General features: G+C 68.1%; 17 protein-coding genes and 3 pseudogenes. 7 read left to right on the top strand and 13 right to left on the bottom strand.

Annotated elements, in window-relative coordinates:
- Nucleotides 1–810, bottom strand: a pseudogene (locus D7V97_RS22075) (hypothetical protein); the annotation flags it as partial.
- 196 nt (nucleotides 811–1,006) lie between these two features.
- On the opposite strand from D7V97_RS22075, the gene D7V97_RS22070 reads away from it, so the two are divergent.
- Both D7V97_RS22070 and D7V97_RS22065 read left to right on the top strand, forming a co-directional pair.
- Nucleotides 1,007–1,780 (top strand): alpha/beta hydrolase, encoded by a 774-nt coding sequence (locus tag D7V97_RS22070; RefSeq protein WP_120612629.1) that lies wholly within the window; start codon nucleotides 1,007–1,009, stop codon nucleotides 1,778–1,780.
- 10 nt (nucleotides 1,781–1,790) lie between these two features.
- Nucleotides 1,791–2,366, top strand: a complete 576-nt coding sequence (locus tag D7V97_RS22065; RefSeq protein WP_233583073.1) for a DUF2378 family protein — start codon at nucleotides 1,791–1,793, stop codon at nucleotides 2,364–2,366.
- Here the strand turns inward: D7V97_RS22065 and D7V97_RS22060 are convergent, their stop codons facing one another.
- From D7V97_RS22060 to ettA, 8 genes and pseudogenes are all read right to left on the bottom strand, one after another.
- Nucleotides 2,367–3,530 (bottom strand): acetyl-CoA carboxylase biotin carboxylase subunit family protein, encoded by a 1,164-nt coding sequence (locus D7V97_RS22060; protein WP_120612627.1) that lies wholly within the window; start codon nucleotides 3,528–3,530, stop codon nucleotides 2,367–2,369.
- A gap of 219 nt (nucleotides 3,531–3,749) precedes the next feature.
- A pseudogene (locus tag D7V97_RS45995) lies at nucleotides 3,750–3,908 on the bottom strand (IS3 family transposase); the annotation flags it as partial.
- 23 nt (nucleotides 3,909–3,931) lie between these two features.
- Nucleotides 3,932–4,225 (bottom strand): annotated as a pseudogene (locus D7V97_RS45990) (DUF6444 domain-containing protein); the annotation flags it as partial.
- Nucleotides 4,226–4,373: 148 nt separating this feature from the next.
- Nucleotides 4,374–4,637 carry a hypothetical protein gene (locus tag D7V97_RS22050; protein WP_120612626.1) on the bottom strand — a complete coding sequence of 88 codons (264 nt, stop codon included), beginning with the start codon at nucleotides 4,635–4,637 and terminating at the stop codon, nucleotides 4,374–4,376.
- A 287-nt stretch (nucleotides 4,638–4,924) separates the two neighbouring features.
- Nucleotides 4,925–5,212, bottom strand: a complete 288-nt coding sequence (locus D7V97_RS22045; RefSeq protein WP_199728894.1) for a DUF3349 domain-containing protein — start codon at nucleotides 5,210–5,212, stop codon at nucleotides 4,925–4,927.
- A 29-nt stretch (nucleotides 5,213–5,241) separates the two neighbouring features.
- Nucleotides 5,242–5,994, bottom strand: coding sequence for a hypothetical protein (locus D7V97_RS22040; RefSeq protein ID WP_233583071.1), 753 nt, complete (start codon nucleotides 5,992–5,994; stop codon nucleotides 5,242–5,244).
- Entirely contained in the window at nucleotides 5,987–7,138 is a 1,152-nt protein-coding gene (locus D7V97_RS22035) for an AAA family ATPase (protein ID WP_120612624.1), read from the bottom strand. Before D7V97_RS22035 ends, D7V97_RS22040 begins: the two co-directional genes overlap by 8 nt.
- 66 nt (nucleotides 7,139–7,204) lie before the next feature.
- Nucleotides 7,205–8,884, bottom strand: coding sequence for an energy-dependent translational throttle protein EttA (gene ettA, locus D7V97_RS22030; RefSeq protein ID WP_120612623.1), 1,680 nt, complete (start codon nucleotides 8,882–8,884; stop codon nucleotides 7,205–7,207).
- A gap of 168 nt (nucleotides 8,885–9,052) precedes the next feature.
- On the opposite strand from ettA, the gene D7V97_RS22025 reads away from it, so the two are divergent.
- From D7V97_RS22025 to D7V97_RS22015, 3 genes are all read left to right on the top strand, one after another.
- On the top strand, nucleotides 9,053–9,994 hold the full coding sequence (locus tag D7V97_RS22025; RefSeq protein WP_120612622.1) for an ABC transporter ATP-binding protein: 942 nt from the start codon (nucleotides 9,053–9,055) through the stop codon (nucleotides 9,992–9,994).
- 29 nt (nucleotides 9,995–10,023) lie between these two features.
- Nucleotides 10,024–10,785, top strand: coding sequence for an ABC transporter permease (locus D7V97_RS22020; RefSeq protein WP_120612621.1), 762 nt, complete (start codon nucleotides 10,024–10,026; stop codon nucleotides 10,783–10,785).
- A 129-nt stretch (nucleotides 10,786–10,914) separates the two neighbouring features.
- Nucleotides 10,915–12,513: a serine/threonine-protein kinase gene (locus tag D7V97_RS22015; RefSeq protein ID WP_120612620.1), complete on the top strand. Its 1,599-nt coding sequence runs from the start codon at nucleotides 10,915–10,917 to the stop codon at nucleotides 12,511–12,513.
- 89 nt (nucleotides 12,514–12,602) lie between these two features.
- On the opposite strand, the gene D7V97_RS22010 is transcribed toward D7V97_RS22015, so the two are convergent.
- From D7V97_RS22010 to treZ, 4 genes are all read right to left on the bottom strand, one after another.
- A complete protein-coding gene (locus D7V97_RS22010) occupies nucleotides 12,603–13,010 on the bottom strand; it encodes a VOC family protein (protein ID WP_120612619.1) in 408 nt (135 codons plus the stop codon).
- Between the two features lie 16 nt (nucleotides 13,011–13,026).
- Nucleotides 13,027–14,457, bottom strand: coding sequence for a M20 family metallopeptidase (locus D7V97_RS22005; protein ID WP_120612618.1), 1,431 nt, complete (start codon nucleotides 14,455–14,457; stop codon nucleotides 13,027–13,029).
- Between the two features lie 129 nt (nucleotides 14,458–14,586).
- A complete protein-coding gene (locus D7V97_RS22000) occupies nucleotides 14,587–15,864 on the bottom strand; it encodes a discoidin domain-containing protein (RefSeq protein WP_233583069.1) in 1,278 nt (425 codons plus the stop codon).
- 220 nt (nucleotides 15,865–16,084) lie between these two features.
- A complete protein-coding gene (treZ, locus tag D7V97_RS21995; RefSeq protein ID WP_120612617.1) occupies nucleotides 16,085–17,932 on the bottom strand; it encodes a malto-oligosyltrehalose trehalohydrolase in 1,848 nt (615 codons plus the stop codon).
- Nucleotides 17,933–18,241: 309 nt separating this feature from the next.
- Between treZ and D7V97_RS21990 the strand changes: the two genes are divergently transcribed.
- The gene (locus tag D7V97_RS21990; RefSeq protein WP_233583064.1) at nucleotides 18,242–18,928 is read left to right on the top strand and encodes a hypothetical protein; all 687 of its coding nucleotides are present in this window, start codon (nucleotides 18,242–18,244) and stop codon (nucleotides 18,926–18,928) included.
- A complete protein-coding gene (locus D7V97_RS21985; protein ID WP_120612630.1) occupies nucleotides 18,925–19,380 on the top strand; it encodes a hypothetical protein in 456 nt (151 codons plus the stop codon). Before D7V97_RS21990 ends, D7V97_RS21985 begins: the two co-directional genes overlap by 4 nt.
- Nucleotides 19,381–19,503: the final 123 nt, after the last annotated feature.

The following is a 19,503-nucleotide window of genomic DNA, read 5'->3' as shown; positions in this document are numbered from 1 at the left end:
CCCCCGCACCGTGCCCACCACGCCGCGGAAGCCCTCGTCCCACTGGAAGTCCGGCGTCACCGCGGCAGCGCGCTCCTCGGGCGCGCAGGCGCCTTCTCCCAGGAAGCACCACCGCTCCACGTTCCCGGGTGCGCGCACGACGTCGTCGGGCAGGAAGCCGTCCGGCGTGGGCAGCCCCGTGGTGTCCAGCGTGAGCCGCTGCCCGAAGCCCAGCCGGTAGGAGCCCACCAGCACCGACGCCCGCTCCCCGGTCCACTGCCCGTGGAACTTGGGCACGACCACCGACACCCCGGGCGCCTCCGCCACGAGCGTCCGAGGGCGCGCGTCCCGGTGCACCGCGCCCAGGCGCCTCCGCGTCAGCGACGTGAGCAGCCCCACCCGCCAGCCCTCCGGCCCCGCCACGCGCACCTGGAGCGCCCACGGCGGCAGCACCGGATCCGACGCGGCGAACGCGCTCAACAGCCGCGCGTCCCCCGACACCCGCTCCGACGCGGTCCGCGTGAGGAACGGCGCCAGCCGCCGACGCTCCTCCACCGTCAGCGCCCCGTCCCCCCGCAACCCATCCACCCGCGCGTACGTCAGTCCCGGCAGGCCATAGAGCGAGGCGCGCGAGGCGTGCACCGGATCCACGCCCGAGCGTCGCAGCACCGTCAGCGCCGCGAGCGTCTCCGCCGTGATGGCGCCGTCCTCCCGCAGCGCGAACAACGCCTGCTCACCGGTGTCCTCGGGGTCGACCTCGTAGGACGCCGCGTGCGCCGCGACGGACACCCTCAGCAGGAACAGCCACACGCAGAACAGGACGGAACGCACGCGGCGGGTCCTCTGCACGAGCGGGACCACCCTTCCCTACAGGGTGGCCTCCAGTCCGGATCCATCCCTTCGCCGGACACGGCGTCCAGGGAAGGGACGGCCGGCATTCCTCTCGCGGCGAGTTCGTCAGGCGGTGCGGCTATGCTGGGGGCCACATCTTCGCGAGGGCCGACGTTGCGGCCCGCAGAACAGCTCAATGGGCCACGTCCACATCCTTCGTCACTTCCCCTCTCCCCAGGAGGGATTCAACCGCACCGTCCGCATCTACACCCCGGACACCTACGACGCCCGCGGGGACCACCGCTACCCGGTGCTCTACATGCACGACGGGCAGAACGTCTTCGCGCATCCGGAGTCCGCCGTCTTCGACACGTGGTGCGCCAACCGCGTCGCGGAAGAGGCCGTGAGCGAGGGGCGGATGGAGCCGTGGATCATCGTCGCGGTGGACTCCGGGCCGGGCCGCTTCCAGGAGTATTCGCCGTGGGACGAGCCGCGCAACGGCGTGTCCGCGCGCGGCGAGGCCTACGGGCGCTTCCTCGTGGAGGAGCTCAAGCCCTATATCGACCGCACGTACCGCACGCGCGCGGGCGGCGAGTGGACTGGCACGATGGGCTCGTCGCTGGGCGGCCTCATCTCGCTATACCTGGGGTGGCGGTTCCCGCATGTGTTCGGCCGCATCGGCGCGCTGTCGCCCACGGTGATGTGGAGCCAGGGCCGGCTGTTCGACGCGTGGCGCGCGCACAGCGAGCGGTGGACGCGCATCTACCTGGACGCGGGCGCCACCGAGTCCATCCACGCGGGCGGCCTGCCGCTGGACTACGGCCGGGGCACGCTCGACTTCTTCCACCACCTCAAGGGCCTGGGCTACGGCGACCACGAGGTGTCGCTGGTGCTGGAGCCCGGCGGCGAGCACCACGAGAAGGACTGGCAGCGCCGGCTGCCGGGCGCCATGCAGTGGCTGCTCGGTTGAGTCAGCGCCCGTGACGCGAAAGCCCCGGCCGGTGCCGCCCGAACAGCGGCAGGTCTACGTGCAGGTGGTGGAGGGGCTGCTCCAGCACGGCCTGCGCGGTCAGGTGTCCCCGCGTCTGCGGGAGCGGCTGCGTCAGGCTGGCGTGGACCTGGACCGACCGCTGTTGCCGCTCTACCCGGTGCCGCTCTGGACGCGGTGCCTGCACATCGTCATCGAGGAGGTCCATCCCGGCGTCCCCCGGGAGGAAGCCTTCCGCCGGCTCGCCCACGCGCACGTGGAGGGCTACGGGGCCACGCTGCTGGGGCGCGCGGTGATGAGCGTGATGCGGATGCTGGGACCGAAGCGCGTGGTGCAGCGGCTGCCGGAGGTGCTGCGCGGCACGGACAACTACACGGAGGCGGTGCTGACCGAGCGCGGTCCCGCGAGCTACGAGCTGCGCATCAACTCCGTCGTCGATGCGCCCGGCTACGCGGAGGCGCTCTTCGAAGCGCTGCTCCAGGTGGGCGGCGCGCGGTCGCCCCACGTGACGAAGGTGCGCGAGGACGCGGACGGCACGGTGCTGTCGCTCACCTGGACGGAGCCGTAGCTACACGGTCGCCTGGATGTAGCGCACGGCTTCGTGCATCGACTCCTTGTCCGCGTGGCGGGTGAGGTACATCTCTTCGCCTAAAAGGCTGTGGTAGATGGGCGGCAGCTCGCGGTGGACGAGGAGCGACGGGCCCAGCCGCTCGACGATCTGCGCGTGGGTGTGGCGGTAGCGGCGGCCGTGACGGCGCGCGCTGTGGCAGACGTGGTGGCGCGGCGTGTACTGGAAGTCCGCCACCGGATCATTGGTCACCACGCGGGCCCAGAGCCGGTACACGTCGATGTCGCACGTGTAGTTCATCATGTCCGTCATGAAGCCGCCGGGCGGGCGCAGGTTGGCCTCCAGCACGACGAAGCGGCCGTCGGGCAGCCGGAAGAACTCCAGGTGGAACCAGCGCTCGCGCAGGCCGAAGGCGGCGACGACCTGACGGCCCAGCACGTCGAGCGCGGGGGGGATGGTCTGGAGGCTCCAGAAGGAGATGTCGCGCCGTTCGGTGACGGTCTCCATGCCGCCATCGCTGTACTCGTGGCTGAGCGTGAAGACGATGGCGCCGTGGCGGTCCACGATGCCGTCGTAGGTGACGATGGTGCCGCGCACGAAGGGCTGGGCCACGTAGGAGGTGGGCAGCGGGTGGGCGAGCGCGGCGTTCACCTCCGCGTCGGAGGTGACCTTGAAGGTGTGGGCGGCGCCCACGCCCACGTCGGGCTTGAGCACGAGCGGGTAGCCCACGCGGGCGGCGAAGGCCTTCACCTGGTCGGCGTCGCGCACGCGCAAGAGGTCCGGGTGGGGGACGCCGGACGCGTGGAAGACCTCGGCCATGCCGGACTTGGAGCGCAGCTTGAGGATGTCGGCGGGCTGGAGTCCGGGAGCGTGGAAGTCCTCGCGCAGGCGGGCTTCGACTTCGAGCCAGGACTCGTTGAGGGACTCGATGCGGTCCACGCGGCCATGGCGCCAGGTGAGGTAGCCGGTGGCGCGGACGAGGGCGTCGTAGTCGGTGAGGCTGGGGACGAAGAAGTATTCGCGGAGGGACTCGCGAAGCTCGGGGCGCAGGGATTCGTAGGGCGTGTCACCGATGCCCAGTACGGACACGCCGCGCTCGCGCAAGGCGACGGCGAAGTGGAAGTAGTGGGTCGGGAAGTGGGGGGAGATGAAGACGAAGTTCATGGCTCCTGGCGGGCGGGGCCACCGCTGGAGGGGGACCATAGCGGCACCACCCCCGCCCTTGAAGCCCAGTGGGAAACACTGTCCACCAGCGGGGCTCGCCGCCCCGGTGGGCCTGCTCCGGTTCGGTGGACAGGTTGACGATGCTGCCAGCCTCTTGGTCTCGGCCATCCGCTCGTACTCCACTGGGCAGACGTAGCCCAGGGCTGAGTGGCGCCGCTTCCGGCTGTAGAACTCCTCGATCAGGTACAGCCAGCCCTCGTCGGTCCAGACATAGGTGATGTCACCCACCCACGTGCGGTGGAGCTGACCGGGTTGGAGGTTCCTTTCCAGGGTGTTCGGCGCTACGGGGTGGTGGTGGTCCGAGTCGGTGGTCCGTACGAGTCAGTGCCCGAAACCGGTGCGAAGTGCTGCACCGCCTCGGGCGGCAAGAGACGCCGCTCATGCTTCTTGTGTCCCGGCTGGCCACCGGGGCCGCGGCCCGTGGGCTTCTTCGGCGGGCGCGGGGTGCCGGGGGAATCCGAGGAGGGCGGCTTCGAGGAGCTGCTCGAATTCTGGCTCAGGCGCGCCTCCAACTCCGCCACGCGGACCGGTAGGGCAGCCACCTTTGCCAGCAACTCGATGATGACCGCGTCGCGCGCGGCCACCTGCGCTTCCAACTCCGCGATGCTCGCATCCCTGGGGTTGAGTCCCGCAATGACTGGCGGTGTGTGTCACGCCGAGGCCACCACCGTCCCGAGCCGGCCCGCCCACCGTCCGATGCCCGGCAGTCTCTTCAAGCAGGCTCCAACCGGTGAACGGTGACCCTGGAGACAACCCATGTCCCTGACCAGCCCGGTCCACACTTCAATTCACCACCCGTCCCACCCAGGGGCTCAAAAGCTCATTAAACTCTTGGTCGCTCATATCGCCCTCGCTGACCCTCCACCACAGCCCCGAGTCCAGCAAGGTCCTCAGAGGAATGGGTGGGAATGCTCGCTTGAAATACGAAACAATCGCGCTATGAGAAATCCCGCCCTCAAGCATGCCTCCCAGCAACTCGGCAAGCTCCACTGGAGTTAGCAGCTTTTCTTTCGCCCGAAGCGCGTTCAAGACGTCCTCATCATTCATCGCGTGAACTCCACAACAACCTTTTTGGAATTATTCATCAACACACTGGGCTTCACATTGGGGGGGCAGTGATTCAGGAGCCCTGAGGAAGATCCTGGGAATCATCACGACCGAAACGCCCCTGACGCTCAAGAGGATGGAATGGGATCTCCCCTCCCCTGAGACGCCAACCCCACACAACCCCAATCGGTCGCCACCAGTGAACCCTGGCGGTGCTTTCGCACCAGCAGGCCGTGCATCGCCACCAGCCGCCATGGGCTCTTGGGCGTGTTCATGAGGAATGAGTTTCAGTCTTCCTTGCTCCATGCATCGAAGCCCACGGCGAGAAGCCGAGTGTGCACGGCGGCGACAGCGTCAGGATGCAGTCCAAAGCCGCCCTGAACGCCATAGACGTCGTTCAGAACAAACGCATAGTCACGGCCCGTGACATGACTCACAACCTCCGCAAGATTCCTGTGGGACATGTGCGGATACAGCACGGTCAGGAGCGGTAGGTAGTCAGCCTCTGACAGACCGTCTGGGAAGGCCCGGCGGATCATGCGCGCGGTGACCTCGAGATGGGCTGGAAGTTCCATGGTGCTCATAGCCCCTTTGGCCAACAGCGCTACCCAGAGCGCTTGGAACCACCCACCACTGGAACCAGTCGCTCGCGGACCTCGGCCAGGAACCGGGTCAGGCGGACCTGCTCCCCTCGGGACTGAAGCGTTTCAAGTGGCGTTTCACGCAGGCATTCAAGCTCGCGCTCCGAGTTTCCGGAGGTGAGTTCATCCAGCGCCTTCTTGGCGTCGTTCTTGGCACCGTGTTCGCGCGCAGTCAGTCGGTGGGCATCGCGCACAGGATGGAATGAGAGTCGCTGTTCCACCGCACGAAGGGTTTCCACTTCATTGCCCCGAGCATCGAAGCCGGCGAGCACCCAGCACTCTCGCTTGGGCTCCGCTACACCGATGACCACTTCAAAGGGCCAGGACCTGTCATCGCGAGCCTGCTCCAGCCCCTTGCGCCGGTTGGAATCAGTATCGCTGTCTCGAATCAGCATGACGGCATCCGGCGGCTCTTGCGAGGTCGCCAGAAGCAACAGGGCCTTTCGAGCAGCCAACGCGTCATGTGCACCGGCCTCACCCGCGAAGTGACCAAAAATGCCTTTGAGTCCTGCTTGAGTTGCTGTGTCTGAGACAGATCCCCAGCGGAGGTAGGACTCTGCAGGTTTCAGCCCACGCCAGCGACGGTGCAGATCCAACAGCCCTGCGTCGAGCCAATCGATTTCAGCCAGCAGAACCCGGTCGGCCAACAGACAGGCGGTGTCCCGGTCCGCAGGGGCTTCACAAACCACTCCCAGGTCGTAGGCGGGCTCACTCATGCGACGCGGATGCAGGCACCTTTTCTATCCAACTCTCGCCCACGGTGCTCCAGAACTCCCCCGGACTCATCATGGCCTTCCACTTCTCGAAGTCGGGGTGCGCCGTGAGCTTCTCACAGCGTGCGAACCCGTTCTCCGCCAGGAAGGTCATCCGAACTTCCTCCGGCTGCAGGTAGTTCAAGATGAAGGGAGAGTGACTGGTCGCTACGATCTGCAGCTCAGGGTCGTTCTTCTGAATGGTCCGCAGGACCTCGATGAGCTTCCTCTGGGCAGTGGGATGAAGCGACAATTCGATATCGTCGAGCAAAACCAGCCGAGGCTTCTGGGGCCCCATAAGTACAGTCAGGAGTCCGAGGGCCATCAGCGTTCCCTCGCCCGCTGAGTCCGCCGGAACATCCTTGGCTCCTTGCATGTCCAAGACAATGCGGTTGCCCCAGAGGGTGCGTCGCTCGGAAACTTGGGTTTTCTGCTCATCAAGCGCAATCGTACGCATGGTGCTCTGCTCAACCGCAGCGCGTTCGATGCGAATCCTTCGGACAGACGGGACGATTTGCCTCAGCGCCAGTTCAATCGCGGAGAAAATTTCGTCGTGGCTCAGCTTGAGATAGGCCAGAACCGAGGCCAGCCCCGTGCCATCACCTGTGACATCAGGTACTGGTTCATCGCTGTAGGATGCTTCTGCCAGTCTTCTCAACTCAAACCGCAAAATCGCTGTCGCACTCCATGCATCAAGCACTTTGTTTGACGGTTTGGTCTCTCGTGCCTGGATCGACCGCCCATCCATCACGGGATTGACCGTAATGGCTGTCGCTTCCCAATCGGCGGCCCTCAATGAAGATTCCTCATCTTTTAGCGACATGCCATGGAGATGAATGACTCCTGATCTGTCAGCCCAGTGACCATGAAATGTCAACGCACTGGGCTGGTTGCTCCCAAATGAGCGGGACTTCAATCCAATAAAACGATTTTCATTGAAAAGTGAGTTCGAAAAGAATGGTGCCGCATTCGTAGCCAGCATCCGGAGCCCCTCCAACAGCGTCGTCTTTCCCGACGCATTGGGCCCCACCAGCACCGTGAACGGCTCAAGCTCCAGATCGAGCGAGCGGTACGCCTTGAAGTTGCGAAACTGCACCTTCTCGATCACGCGTGCACCCTCCCCTGCCCTGCGACCCCGCCCCGGTCACCCGGGGCGGAGCCAGAACGACTGTCTTCAGTTCTTCTGCAGCGGCCGGTAGCGGATCCGGTGCGGCTCTAGCGCGTCCGGGCCCAGGCGCTTCTTCTTGTCCGCTTCGTAGTCCTCGAAGTTGCCCTCGAAGAAGAACGCCTTGCTGTCACCCTCGAACGCCAGGATGTGCGTCGCGATGCGGTCCAGGAACCAGCGGTCGTGGCTGATGACCACCGCGCAACCCGCGAAGCTCAAGAGCGCGTCCTCCAGGCTCCGCAGCGTCTCCACGTCCAGGTCGTTCGTCGGCTCGTCCAACAGCAGCAGGTTGCCGCCGCTCTTGAGCATCTTCGCCAGGTGCAGCCGGTTGCGCTCGCCGCCCGACAGGTCCTTCACCCGCTTCTGCTGGTCCTGCCCCTTGAACGCGAACCCCGCCAGGTACGCGCGGCTCGGGACCGTGCCCGCCTTGCCCAGGTCGATGAGGTCCAACCCGCCACTCACCTCCTGGAACACCGACTGCTCGCCCTGCAGCGCGTCGCGGCTCTGGTCCACGTAGGCCATCACCACCGTCTCGCCCACCTTCAGCTCGCCCCCGTCCGGCTTCTCCGCGCCCGTCATCATCCGGAACAACGTCGTCTTGCCCGCGCCGTTCGGTCCAATCACGCCCACGATGCCGCCCGGCGGCAGCTTGAAGGTCAGCTCGTCGATGAGCAGCCGGTCCCCATACGCCTTGCGCAGCCCCTTCGCCTCCACCACCAGGCCACCCAGCGGCGGACCCGGCGGAATCATCACCTCGCCCGTCGCCTCGCGCTTCTGCTGCGACTGGTTGAACAGCTCCTCGTACGCGGCGATGCGCGCCTTGCTCTTCGCCTGACGCGCCTTCGGAGACGCCCGCACCCACTCCAGCTCGCGCTTGAGCGTCTTCTGCCGGTGGCTCTCCGACTTCTCCTCCAGCTCCAACCGCTTCTGCTTCTGCTCCAGCCAGCTGGAGTAGTTGCCCTTCCAGGGCACGCCCTCGCCCCGGTCCAGCTCCAAAATCCACTCCGCCACGTTGTCCAGGAAGTACCGGTCGTGCGTGATGCACACGATGGTCCCCGTGTACGCCTTCAGCGCCTGCTCCAGCCACGCGACGCTCTCCGCGTCCAGGTGGTTGGTGGGCTCGTCCAGCAGCAGCAGGTCCGGCTTCTCCAGCAGGATGCGGCAGAGCGCCACGCGGCGCTTCTCACCGCCGGACAGCTTCGTCACGTCCGCGTCACCCGGGGGCAGCCGGAGCGCGTCCATGGCCATCTCCAGCGTGCGGTCCAGCTCCCAGCCGTTCGACGCGTCAATCGCGTCCTGGAGCCGGGCCTGCTCCGCGAGCAGCTTCTCCATCTCCGCGTCGCTCATGGGCTCCGCGAACTTCGCGCTGACTTCATTGAAGCGGTCCAACGCCTGACGGATCTCCTTCAGGCCCAGCTCCACGTTCCCCTTCACGTCCAGGGTCGTGTCCAGCTGCGGCTCCTGCTCCAGGTAGCCCACCTTCACCGTGGGGTCCGGCTTCGCGACGCCGAAGAACTCCGTGTCCACACCGGCCATGATGCGCAGCAGCGTGGACTTACCGGAGCCGTTGGGGCCAATCACACCAATCTTGGCGCCCGGGAAGAACGACAGGTAGATGCCCTTGAGGATCTCCTTGCTGTTCTTGACCTTGCGCAGGTCCTGCATCGTGAAGATGAAATTCTGGGCCATCGCGGCATCCTAGCGGTCAGTCGAAACGTGAGCGGCCCTGAGCGGATACCAGGGAGCACCCACGGGCTCAAGACGAGAGCGCACCCTGAGTGTCCCCCTGGACGCCGGAAAAACGCCCGGCCGCTTGCCCAGCGAACCCAACACGAAGGTGTTAGAGGAAGCGCCGCCATGTCCGAGCCCACGACCCCCGCCCTGGAGCTGCAGGGCCTCTCCAAACGCTACGGCGCCTTCACGGCGCTGCACTCGGTGGACCTCTCCATTCCCCCCGGAGAAATCTTCGCGCTGCTCGGCCCCAATGGCGCCGGCAAGACGACCCTCATCGGCAGCGTGTGCGGCCTGGTGAAGAAGTCCGCGGGCACCATGCGCGTCTTCGGCAAGGACCTGGACCAGGACCCCGTGGGGCCCCGCTACCAGGTGGGGCTGGTGCCGCAGGAGATCAACTTCGACCCGTTCTTCTCCGTCGCGGAGTCCCTGCGCATCCAATTGGGCTACTACGGTCAGCCCCGCGACGACGCGCGCATCGACGAGGTGCTCACCGCCCTCAACCTCCAGGCGAAGAAGGACTCGCTCACGCGCGCCCTGTCCGGCGGCATGAAGCGCCGGCTGCTCATCGCCAAGGCCCTGGTGCACCGGCCCCGGCTCGTGTTCCTCGACGAGCCCACCGCGGGCGTGGACGTGGAGCTGCGCCGCGACCTCTGGACGTACGTGAAGAAGATCGCCAGCGAGGGCACCACCATCGTCCTCACCACGCACTACCTGGAAGAGGCGGAGGAGCTGGCCGACCGCGTGGGCATCATCAACGAGGGCCGCCTGCTGATGGTGGAGGAGAAGTCCACCATCCTGCGCCGCTTCGGGGAGAAGCGCCTGGTCGTCACCTTCTCCGAAGCCCTGCCCGCCATGCCCGAAGCCGGCCAGCGCTTCGCCGCGAGCCTGTCCCCGGACCGCCGCACGCTCACCTACGTGGAGCGTGAGAACTGCGCGCCCTCCGGCGAACTGCTCCGCGCGCTCTACGCGAACGGGCTGCCCATCTCCGAGGTGGAGACGCGCCGCCCGCGCCTGGAAGACGTGCTCATCGAGATCCTCCGCGGCCGCCCGACCCAGGCCGCCTGACACCCCACCTCCGGAATCGCACCCACCCCATGAACGTCCTCGGGATGCAGACGCTGTTCGCGAAGGAGGTCCGGCGCTTCATGCGCGTGCCGGGCCAGACCGTCCTGTCGCCCCTCATCAGCACCACGCTGTACTTCATCGTCTTCGGCTACTCGATTTCCGGGCGCGTGCACGCGGTGGAGGGCCACCCGTACCTGCACTTCATCGTCCCGGGGCTCGTGTTCCTGGGCATCGCCAACAACGCGTTCCTCAACAGCAGCTCGTCGCTGTTCATCACCAAGATCCAGGGCACCGTGGTGGACCTGCTGGTGGCGCCCCTGGGGCCCGGCGAGCTGATGGTGGGCTTCATCGGCGGCGCGATGGTGCGCGGGCTGGTGGTGGGCCTGCTCACCTGGATCGTCGCGGCCGTGTTCTCCGGCTTCAGCCTGGAGCACCCGCTGGCGACGCTCTACTTCCTGCTGCTGTCCAGCTACGTGTTCAGCGTGCTGGGCATGCTCGCCGCCGTGTGGGCGGAGAAGTTCGAGCAGATCAACTTCTTCCCCACCTTCGTGATGCTGCCGCTCACGTTCCTGGGCGGCGTCTTCTACTCGGTGCGCGAGCTGCCCTCGCCCTGGAACCACGTCAGCCTCTTCAACCCCATGGTCTACATGGTGGAGGGGCTGCGCTTCGGAATGTTGGGAAGCAGTCTCTTCTCCCCGCTCGTCGGCGGCGCCATCCTCGCGGCCACCGCCGCCGTCGCCACCGGCGTCACCTACGGCGTGCTGCGCTCGGGCTACAAGATGAAGGCGTGAGGAACCGCGTGCCTGCCTGCCTCCCCCACGGGTAGGAAGGCAGGCTCCCCCCTGCTCGACAGACTCTCTGTCTTTTTGGAAGTCGGCGGTTTCCTGCCCGGTGAGAAAGCGCGATATCCTCCGCTTGAAATGGCGGTCGCCTTCGGGAAATACGAGCTGCTGAGAAAAATCGCTTCGGGCGGGATGGGACAGGTGTTCCTCGCCCAGGAGCATGGGACGGGCTTCGAGCGGTTGGTCGTCCTCAAGCTCATCCTCCCGCACCTCGCCGAGGACGAAGAGTTCCTGGAGATGTTCCTGGAGGAGGCGCGGCTCGTGGCGCGCCTGTCGCACCCGAACCTCATCACCATCCTGGACCTGACGGAGATTGAGGGCCGTCACTGCCTGGCGATGGAGTACGTGCAGGGCGAGGACGTGCGGCGCCTGGACCGCTTCGCGCGCAAGCAGGGGCGTCCGCTGCCGGTGGGGCTGGTGGTGCGCATCATCGCGGACGCGGCGGCGGGCCTGTCGTACGCGCACGGCGCGCGTGACGGGCAGGGCCAGCCGCTCCAGCTGGTGCACCGGGACGTGTCCCCGCAGAACGTGCTCGTCGGCTTCGACGGGGGCGTGAAGGTCATCGACTTCGGCGTGGCGAAGGCGGCCACCAGCGGGCAGCAGACGGCGACGGGCGTGCTCAAGGGCAAGTACCCGTACATGTCCCCGGAGCAGGCCAACGGGCTGCCGGTGGACGGCCGCAGCGACCAGTTCGCGCTCGGCGTCGTGATGTGGGAGGTGCTCACGGGCAAGCGCCTCTTCAAGGGCGACACGGACCTGATGACGCTGCGGCTGGTGCGCGACTGCCAGATTCCGCCGCCGTCGCAGCTCAACCCGGACCTGCCGCCGGGCCTGGACGACGTGCTGCTCAAGGCGCTCGCGCCCACGCCCGAGGGGCGCTACCCGGACTGCGCCGCGTTCCGGCTGGCGCTGGAGGACTACGCGCTCAACCTGCGGCTGCCCTCCAGCAGCGCGCACCTGGCCGCGTACCTGCGCGAGCTGTACGCGGAGCGCATCGCCGCGGAGTCCGACCCGTCGAAGCTGGATCAGCTCGCCGAGGACGCGGACCTGGATTCGCAATCCAGCTCGTCGCTCGGGAGCCCTGCCCCCACGACGGGCGGACGGGGCGCGGTCGCGTCGCGCGCGTCGAAGCTGGTGGGGCCGCCGTCGCGTCCGCCCACGCGCGTGGGGCCTGAAGCGACGCGAGGCACCGCCGCCCTGGAGCCCTCGCCCGCGCCGAAGCGGCGCGCATGGCTTCCGTACGTGGTGGGCGGCCTGGCGCTGGTGACGGGGGGCGCGGCGGTGGTGATGCTGCGCGGCTCCGACCTGCCTTCGGCCGGGACGCCCGTGGTGCAGGAACCGACGCGGACCGCGCCGCCCACGCAGCCCACGGGCCCGGAGACTCGCGCGGTGAACGCACGGCCCGACCCGGTACGCCTGATGGTGACGAGCGAGCCGCCCGGCGCCACGGTGCAGGTGGCGGGCGAGGAGCGCGGCACGACGCCCGTGGCGCTGCCGCTGGTGCCCGGAGAACCGTCGGTGGCGGTGACGCTCGCGCTCAACGGCTACGAGCCGGTGACGCGGCAGGTGTCCGCGGCGGATGCGCCCACCGTGGCGGTGCCACTGCAGCGCCGGGTGACGCGGCCGCCACCCCGGAAGCCGCCCCCCTCGTCGTTGGGCATCAAGACGGGGCGTTGAGGCGCCCCCTCCTGCCGCCGGTCCGGCTGGCATCCATTCAACGCAGTGGCCGCGCCTGAGCGGATCCTCGCGGCACGGACGGCCGGACTTCAGCCGCGCCGTCGCGACTCCGCGGCCAGGACGACGACGTAGCCGTCCGGGTCGCGGACCCAGAACTCCTGGCGACGGGAGTTCGGGTTCACGTGGGGCGCTTCCACCCAGTCCACCTTCAGGGCTTCCGCGGCCTTCACCGACGCGTCGAAGTCCGTGGTCTCGAACCACAGCAGCACGCCGTGCCCATGGGGCGCGGAGTCCGGCCCCATGAGGTTGGCGTGCTCGTCCAGGTCCCACGCGTGGAGCTGGAGGATGAGCTCGCCGTTGCTGACGAGCATCTCGTACTCATCACCGCCGTGGGCGCCCTCGCAGCCGAGCAGCTGCTGGTACCAATGGCTGCTCGCGGCCACGTCGCGGACCGCGAGCAGGGGCTGAGACCGGACCTGACGGGGCTTGCTCGGCATGGGGCTCCGGTGACGGCTACCGCTTGAAGTGCTCCGCGATGACGCTGGCCACGCCGGCGGTGAGCTTCTTGCCGGTGGGGATGTGCAGGAACTCGTTGGGGCCGTGCGCGTTGCTGCCCGGCCCGAGCAGGCCCGTGATGAGGAATTGCGCCTCCGGGAAGCGCTCGCCCAGCATGCCCATGAAGGGGATGGTGCCGCCCTCGCCCATCGCCATCGCGGGCTTGCCGAAGCAGGACTGCGACGCGGACTCCACCGCGCGCGACAGCCAGCCGGCCAGGGGCGGCGCGTCCCAACCCACGCTCGCCTTGTCGCCGTCGAACGTCACCTTCGCGCCGTAGGGCGGATCCTTCTCCAGCACGTCCTTGAGCGCCTTCGCGGCCACCTTGGGGTCCACGCGCGGCGGGATGCGCATGGACAGCTTCAGCGTCGTGAAGGGGCGCAGCACGTTGCCCGCGTTGGCGAGCCCCGGCACGCCGTCCACGCCCGTCAGCGCCAGCGCCGGACGCCAGGTGCGGTTGAGCACCAGCTCCTCACCGTCCTTCGACACCGGGGCCGCGCCCTCCACCCAGGGGAACTTGGTGTGGAGTTCCTCGCCCAGCGTCTGGGCCGCCGCCTTCGCCTGCGCGCGCCGGCCCTCCGGAATCTGCGTGTGCAGCGCGTCCACCTTGATGTGGCCCGTCTGCTCGTCCTCCACGCGCGACAGGAGCTGCCGCATGATGCGCATCGACGACGCGACCACGCCCGTCGCGTCACCCGAGTGCACGCCCTCCGTGAGGATGTCCACGCGCAGGTTGCCGGCCACCATGCCGCGCAAGCTGGTGGTCATCCAGAGCTGATCATAGTTCGCGCAGCCCGAGTCCAGGCACACCACCAGCGACGGCTTGCCGATGCGCGGCGCCAGCGCCTCGATGTACGCGGGCAGGTCCGTGCTGCCGGACTCCTCGCACGCCTCGATGAGCACCGCGCACCGTGCGTGCGGCACGCCCTGCTCCTTGAGCAGGCGCAGCGCGGACAGCGACGCGAACGCCGAGTAGCCGTCATCCGCGCCGCCGCGCCCGTAGAGCTTGTCGCCCTCGCGCACGGGCGTCCACGGGGACAACCCCTCGCGCCAGCCGGTCATCTCCGGCTGCTTGTCCAGGTGGCCGTACAGGAGCACCGTGTCGTCGCCGCGCGTGCCCGGCACCTCCATGTAGATGACGGGCGTGCGCTCCTTGCCGTCCGGCGTCTTCAGCCGCACCACCTCCACCGTCAGCCCCGGCAGGTGCGCGGTCTGCGCGCGGCACCAGTCGGAGATGAGCTGGACGGCCTGCTCCATGTGGCCCGTCTTGACCCAGTCCGGGTCGAACGAGGGCGACTTGTTGGGGATGCGGATGTAGCGCTCCAGCGCGGGCAGGATCTCCTGCTCCCAGATGCGCTCCGACGAGGCGAGGGCTTGGTCGACGTTCATGGCGGCGCCATGCTGCCCACCCGCGCGCCCCCTGTCGATGGAAAGCCCATCGCCGGAGCCCTCGGGCCTCCCCGGTCGCCGGGCGCGCGGCCTGCCGTCTTGCGTCAGGCCGCGCGGGCGCTCAGGGGCTCAGGGCTGGATTTCGCGAACACTCAACCATTTGAAGTCCACGTCGTTCGCGTTGTCCCAACGGAACACCGCGATGGGACCGCCCCAGGTGATGGGCATGCCCCCGGTGGCGCCGCCGCAGTGCTGCGCGTCGCCGCCCCATTGTCCGGAGTCGGTGTAGTCGTAGACCTTCTTCCACGTCACCTTGTCCGCGTTCTCGTTGACGTACATCTCCAGCTTCACCGCCGTCTGGCCGTTGACGGAGACGTTGCGCATCACCGACTTGAAGCCCACCCAGCGGCCCTTGAGCGCGGAGGTGGCGGCCTTGTACGGGGTCTGCTCATAGGACACGTGCCAGGTCTCCTTCTGCCAGCGCGCGCGGCCGTCGTAGTGGAAGCCGGCCTTGTAGCTGCTGCCCTCGCAGCCGGAGTGGTCGTCGTTGTGCTTGCCGCCCCGCGCGTACCAGTCGAAGTTGTCCGCCGTGTCCTGCGCGCTGTTCAGCCGCACGAAGCCGGTCATCTCGATGTTCTTCCAGTCGTTCGGCGCCTGCATGTAGCCACGGCTCGCGAGCACGTCCCGGTCGTAGGTGGGGATCTGGTTGTCGTCGTAGCCCGTGGACGTGAAGACACTCATCCGCACCTGCGAGTCCTTCATCTTCCAGGAGCCGTCGCTGTTGCGGGTGATGCTGTCCTGCGGGTCGAAGCGCTTGTCGGACGTAGCGCTGTCGGCGAGCGTCCACGCCTCGCCGCCGGGCTTCGACAGGTAGAGCTGCGTGACGCCGAAGCGGTCCGTGCCCGTGGGCGGCGTGGTGGCACTGGTGACCGCGGCCCACTCGGCGATGCTGGCCCAGGTGTTGAGGGAGTTGCCGTTGACCGTCACGCGCACGTACCGCGCGGTGCGCGGGGTGAAGCCGTAGCGCTCCAGGTTCGCGGTGGTGCCGGACGACTTCGTGGACACGGCCGTGGTCCAGGTGGCGCCGTCGGTGGACGTGGCGAGGACGAACGTGTTGGTGCGCTTGTTCCCCTCGTGCCACGCGATGTCCACGGCGGACAGGGACTTCACGGCGCCCAGGTCTCCCCGGAGCCACTGGCCCACGCCATCGCTGGACCAGCGCGTGGCGAGGTTGCCGTCGACGGTGTTCGACGGCGGGTTGCCGTCATTGCCACTGGCGGTGACGGCGCTGAAGCCCGACGCGGCGAGCGCGGGCCCCGCGGACACGAGCAGCGCGAGCGCGCTCGTGGTGATGACATGGCGCTTCCATCCCCCCCGGGACGAGATCAACAGACGCGAATGGGACAAGGTGCTTCCTCACGACGGGGCCGCGGCGTGATGCGAACGCGCGCGACACGTGGACCTGCTGGCGTCGCTGAGTACCGCGCGCCGGGAGGTCCATTCCCGGATGTCTGTTGTTTCACCGCTGAAGACAGCACGGCCCGCCTCCCCGCTTCCGGGGTGACGGGCCGTGTGTGGGTTCAGGGCTCGCGATGCGTATGGGTTTGTGACGCCCTGTCTGGGAGGACTACTCGCGCAGCTTCACCACCGCGGCCGAGGGGCCGTCCAGGCGCACGATGTTGCCCGTCAGCGGCGAGCCCTCCACGGTGCCGCCGAAGCGGGGGGACTCGCTCCACAGCACGATGCCCGCGCTCGCATGCGAGGGCAGCGCGTGCACCAGCGGGCCCCGGATGTTGATGATGACGAGCACCGTGTCGCCCTCCGCGCGGCGCTCCAGCAGCACCGCGTCCGGGCCCAGCGCGCGGGCGTCGTGGCTGCCCTGGAGGTTCATCAGCACGGGCTCCGTGGCGCGCAGGCGCAGCAGCTCCTTGTAGAGCGCATGCACGCCCGCATGCTCCGGGCGCTCGGCCTCGCTCCAGTCCAGCGTGGAGCGGGTGAAGGTGTCGCGGTCCTGCGGGTCGGGGACCTGTTCGCCCTTGAAGCGCGAGAAGCCGGCGAACTCCTTGCGGCGCCCTTCCGTGACGAGCCGGCCCAGCTCCGCGTTGTGGTCCGTGAAGTAGAGGAACGGCGTGCGCGCGTTCCACTCCTGGCCCATGAAGAGCAACGGGGTGAAGGGCGACAGGAGCAGCAGCGTGCTCATGGCGCGGAAGGCGGCCGGGGACACGTCCTCCGACAGGCGGTTGCCGAAGGGCCGGTTGCCCACCTGATCATGGTTCTGGATGCAGTGGACGAAGTGCCACGGGGCCAGCCCCTGGGACGACGTGCCGCGCGCGTGGCCCAGGTTCTTGGACTCCTGGCCCTGGTAGAACCAGCCCTGGCGCAGCGTGGCGGCGAGGTCGTCCGCGCTGCCGGTGTAGTCCTGGTAGTAGCCCTCGTGGTCCCCCGCGAAGGCGCGCCGCAGCTGGTGGTGCAGGTCATCCGCCCAGACGCCGTCCAGGCCGTAGCCGCCGTCTTTCACGGGCGTCACCAGCTTGCGCTCGTTGCGCTCGTCCTCCGCGATGACGACGACGCGGCGGCCGTTGCCGGCGGCGTGGGCGCGCTCGACGATCTCCGCGAGCAGGTGCGGCTGGCCGTCATCCACGAGCGCGTGCGCGGCGTCCAGGCGCAGGCCGTCCGCGTGGTAGTCGCGGATCCACATCTCCACGTTGGACAGCACGAGCGAGCGCACGAAGGGGCTGCCCTCGCTGTCGTAGTTGACCGCGTCGCCCCAGGGCGTGTGGTGGTGGTTCGTGAAGTAGTGGGGCGAGTACGCGCCCAGGTAGTTCCCGTCCGGTCCGAAGTGGTTGTAGACGGCGTCGATGAGCACCGCGATGCCGTGCGCGTGCGCGGCGTCGATGAGCCGGCGCAGCCCCTTCGGGCCTCCGTAGGTGGCCTGCGGCGCGAAGAGGTCCACGCCGTCGTAGCCCCAGTTGCGGGCCCCCGGGAAGCTGGCCACGGGCAAGAGCTCCAGCGTGTTCACGCCCAGCTCCCGCAGGTGCGCGAGCTTGGGGATGAACGCCTCGAAGGTGCCCTCCGGCGTGGCGGTGCCCACGTGCACCTCGTAGATGACCAGCGCCCGCGGATCCGGCCCCTTCCAGTGCAGGTCCGTCCAGCCGTGGTCGGCCACGACAATCTCAGACGGGCCGTGCACGCCCAGGGGCTGGGAGCGCGACCACGGATCCGGGAAGGGGTCGCCGCCATCCACGCGCAGCTTGTAGCGCAGACCCGCGCCCTGCCCGTCCAGCACACCGCCGAAGCAGCCCTGCGGCTCCGGCGTGAGGGGCAGCGTGCGCGTGACCTGGTCGTCCGCGCCGTACACCACGACCTCCACCTGCTTGTGGCCGGGCGCCCAGACGCGCCAGCGCACCCGGGAACCATCCTCAACCCACGCGCCCAGGCGCGGCGCGAGGGAACGAGCTTCAGTCGATTGAGCCATGTGCGTCCCTGTAATGCGTGGGAGGAAACCCGGGGAGCCTCGCGCGGCCCTGGAGGCCATCGCTGTTCACGGGTGGACCTCCGGTCCAGCGGGAGTGCGGACCGGCGGACGGAGGCCTGGAACGCCCACAGGCGGGGCGGGACTCCACGGCGGGGGCCCGATGAACTCGGCACGTTTGGTTGCCGCGCCCCAATCTCCTGGGTAGGCTCACGGAACCCGGAAGCCCCGGGAACCGGATTCCTTGACATTCATGTTTTGCAGAAATACTCAGACTGTCCGATATAGCGGGTTTCACTCCGGACAGGGTTCATGGCGAGGCAGCGACCAGCAGGGTTCGCGACGTGTTGGCGCTCGCTCGCGTGCACGGGTGCGCTCGCGATGATGGCGAGCTGCTCCACGCCGAACCCCAACGTCCGGGTGCGCGAGCTTCGTGAGAACCAGCTCGAGGTCACAGGACCGCTCGCGGGCCCGTTCAAGTCGACGGCGGAGCTGGCCGGGAACGCCTGTGAGCTCATGACCGGGCAGCCCGGGGCGTCATCCGGCGAGTACGGGATGGAGTACTGCGCCCTGGTCTACTACTCGAGTGCCGAGGACGCGTTCTACCTCAGCCACCTGTCCGACATTCAGGGCAAGGCCACGGGCAAGAACAAGTCATGTCTGATGCCCGTCAGCCTGGATGATCCCCAGCACCTGGACGCCATCATCCTGGGGGGAGGCCACAGCCACCCCCACAACCGGCGTTTCTCCGGGCAGGACATGAGCGAAGCGCGCCGGTGGGTTCCCACCCGAATCGCCGATTCGCGAACCGGGAAGGTCCTCCACCGGGAGCTGCTGCTCTTCTACCGGGAGAAGGCGGGCGAGTGCCGCGCCTACAAATACGACTACGCCGACCGCACGGTGAACGCGCTCCGCGGGGGCGTCTGGGTTCCCATCGGACAGGTCGTCAACGACGCGGGCAAAATCGAACTCTACGAAGGACAGGATTGGACGCCATGAACGGGCTCACGCGCATGGGGAGACTGTCCTCGGTCTTCATCGGGCTTGCGCTCTGCGGTCTGATGCAGGGGTGCAGCCTCTTCGGCTATTACAAGTACGAGCGTCCGGAGCGCATTCCCCCCGAGGTCGGTGATCGCATCCGGGATCCCAGCCCCAAGACCTTCGTGGCCACGACAGAAATGGACGGCCCCACGCTGGCCGCGCTCCGGGTCGCGCTCGCGGACTACATGCCCCCCGGCGCGAAGGCCTCCGGCAATTACGAACCGCTCGTCCGCTGCTTCAGCCGTCGCGATGTCATGGACGTCGAGATCAACAAGGTCAACGACGACCTGTACCTCGTCAGCTTCTCGGCCAACCTCGAACGCTGCGGCATGCCACCTCACACCCTCGTGATGGACGCGGGCGCGACCTACCTCATCGACGGTCAGGGCCGCATCCTCGACATCCGCTAGGACTCCGAGGGACCTCCCGCCGGATGGCTTGTCGCGCCCGGGGCCTCCCGGGATGATGGGGCGCTGCGCTGCTCGCGTCGCCCCGTCCGTCCCGGAGAATCACCGCAATGCCCCCCCACATCG

The organism is Corallococcus sp. CA053C (assembly GCF_003611675.1).
Classification (GTDB): Bacteria; Myxococcota; Myxococcia; order Myxococcales; family Myxococcaceae; genus Corallococcus.
Note: the sequence above shows the minus strand (reverse complement) of the source record. Positions and strands in the feature narration are given on the sequence as shown.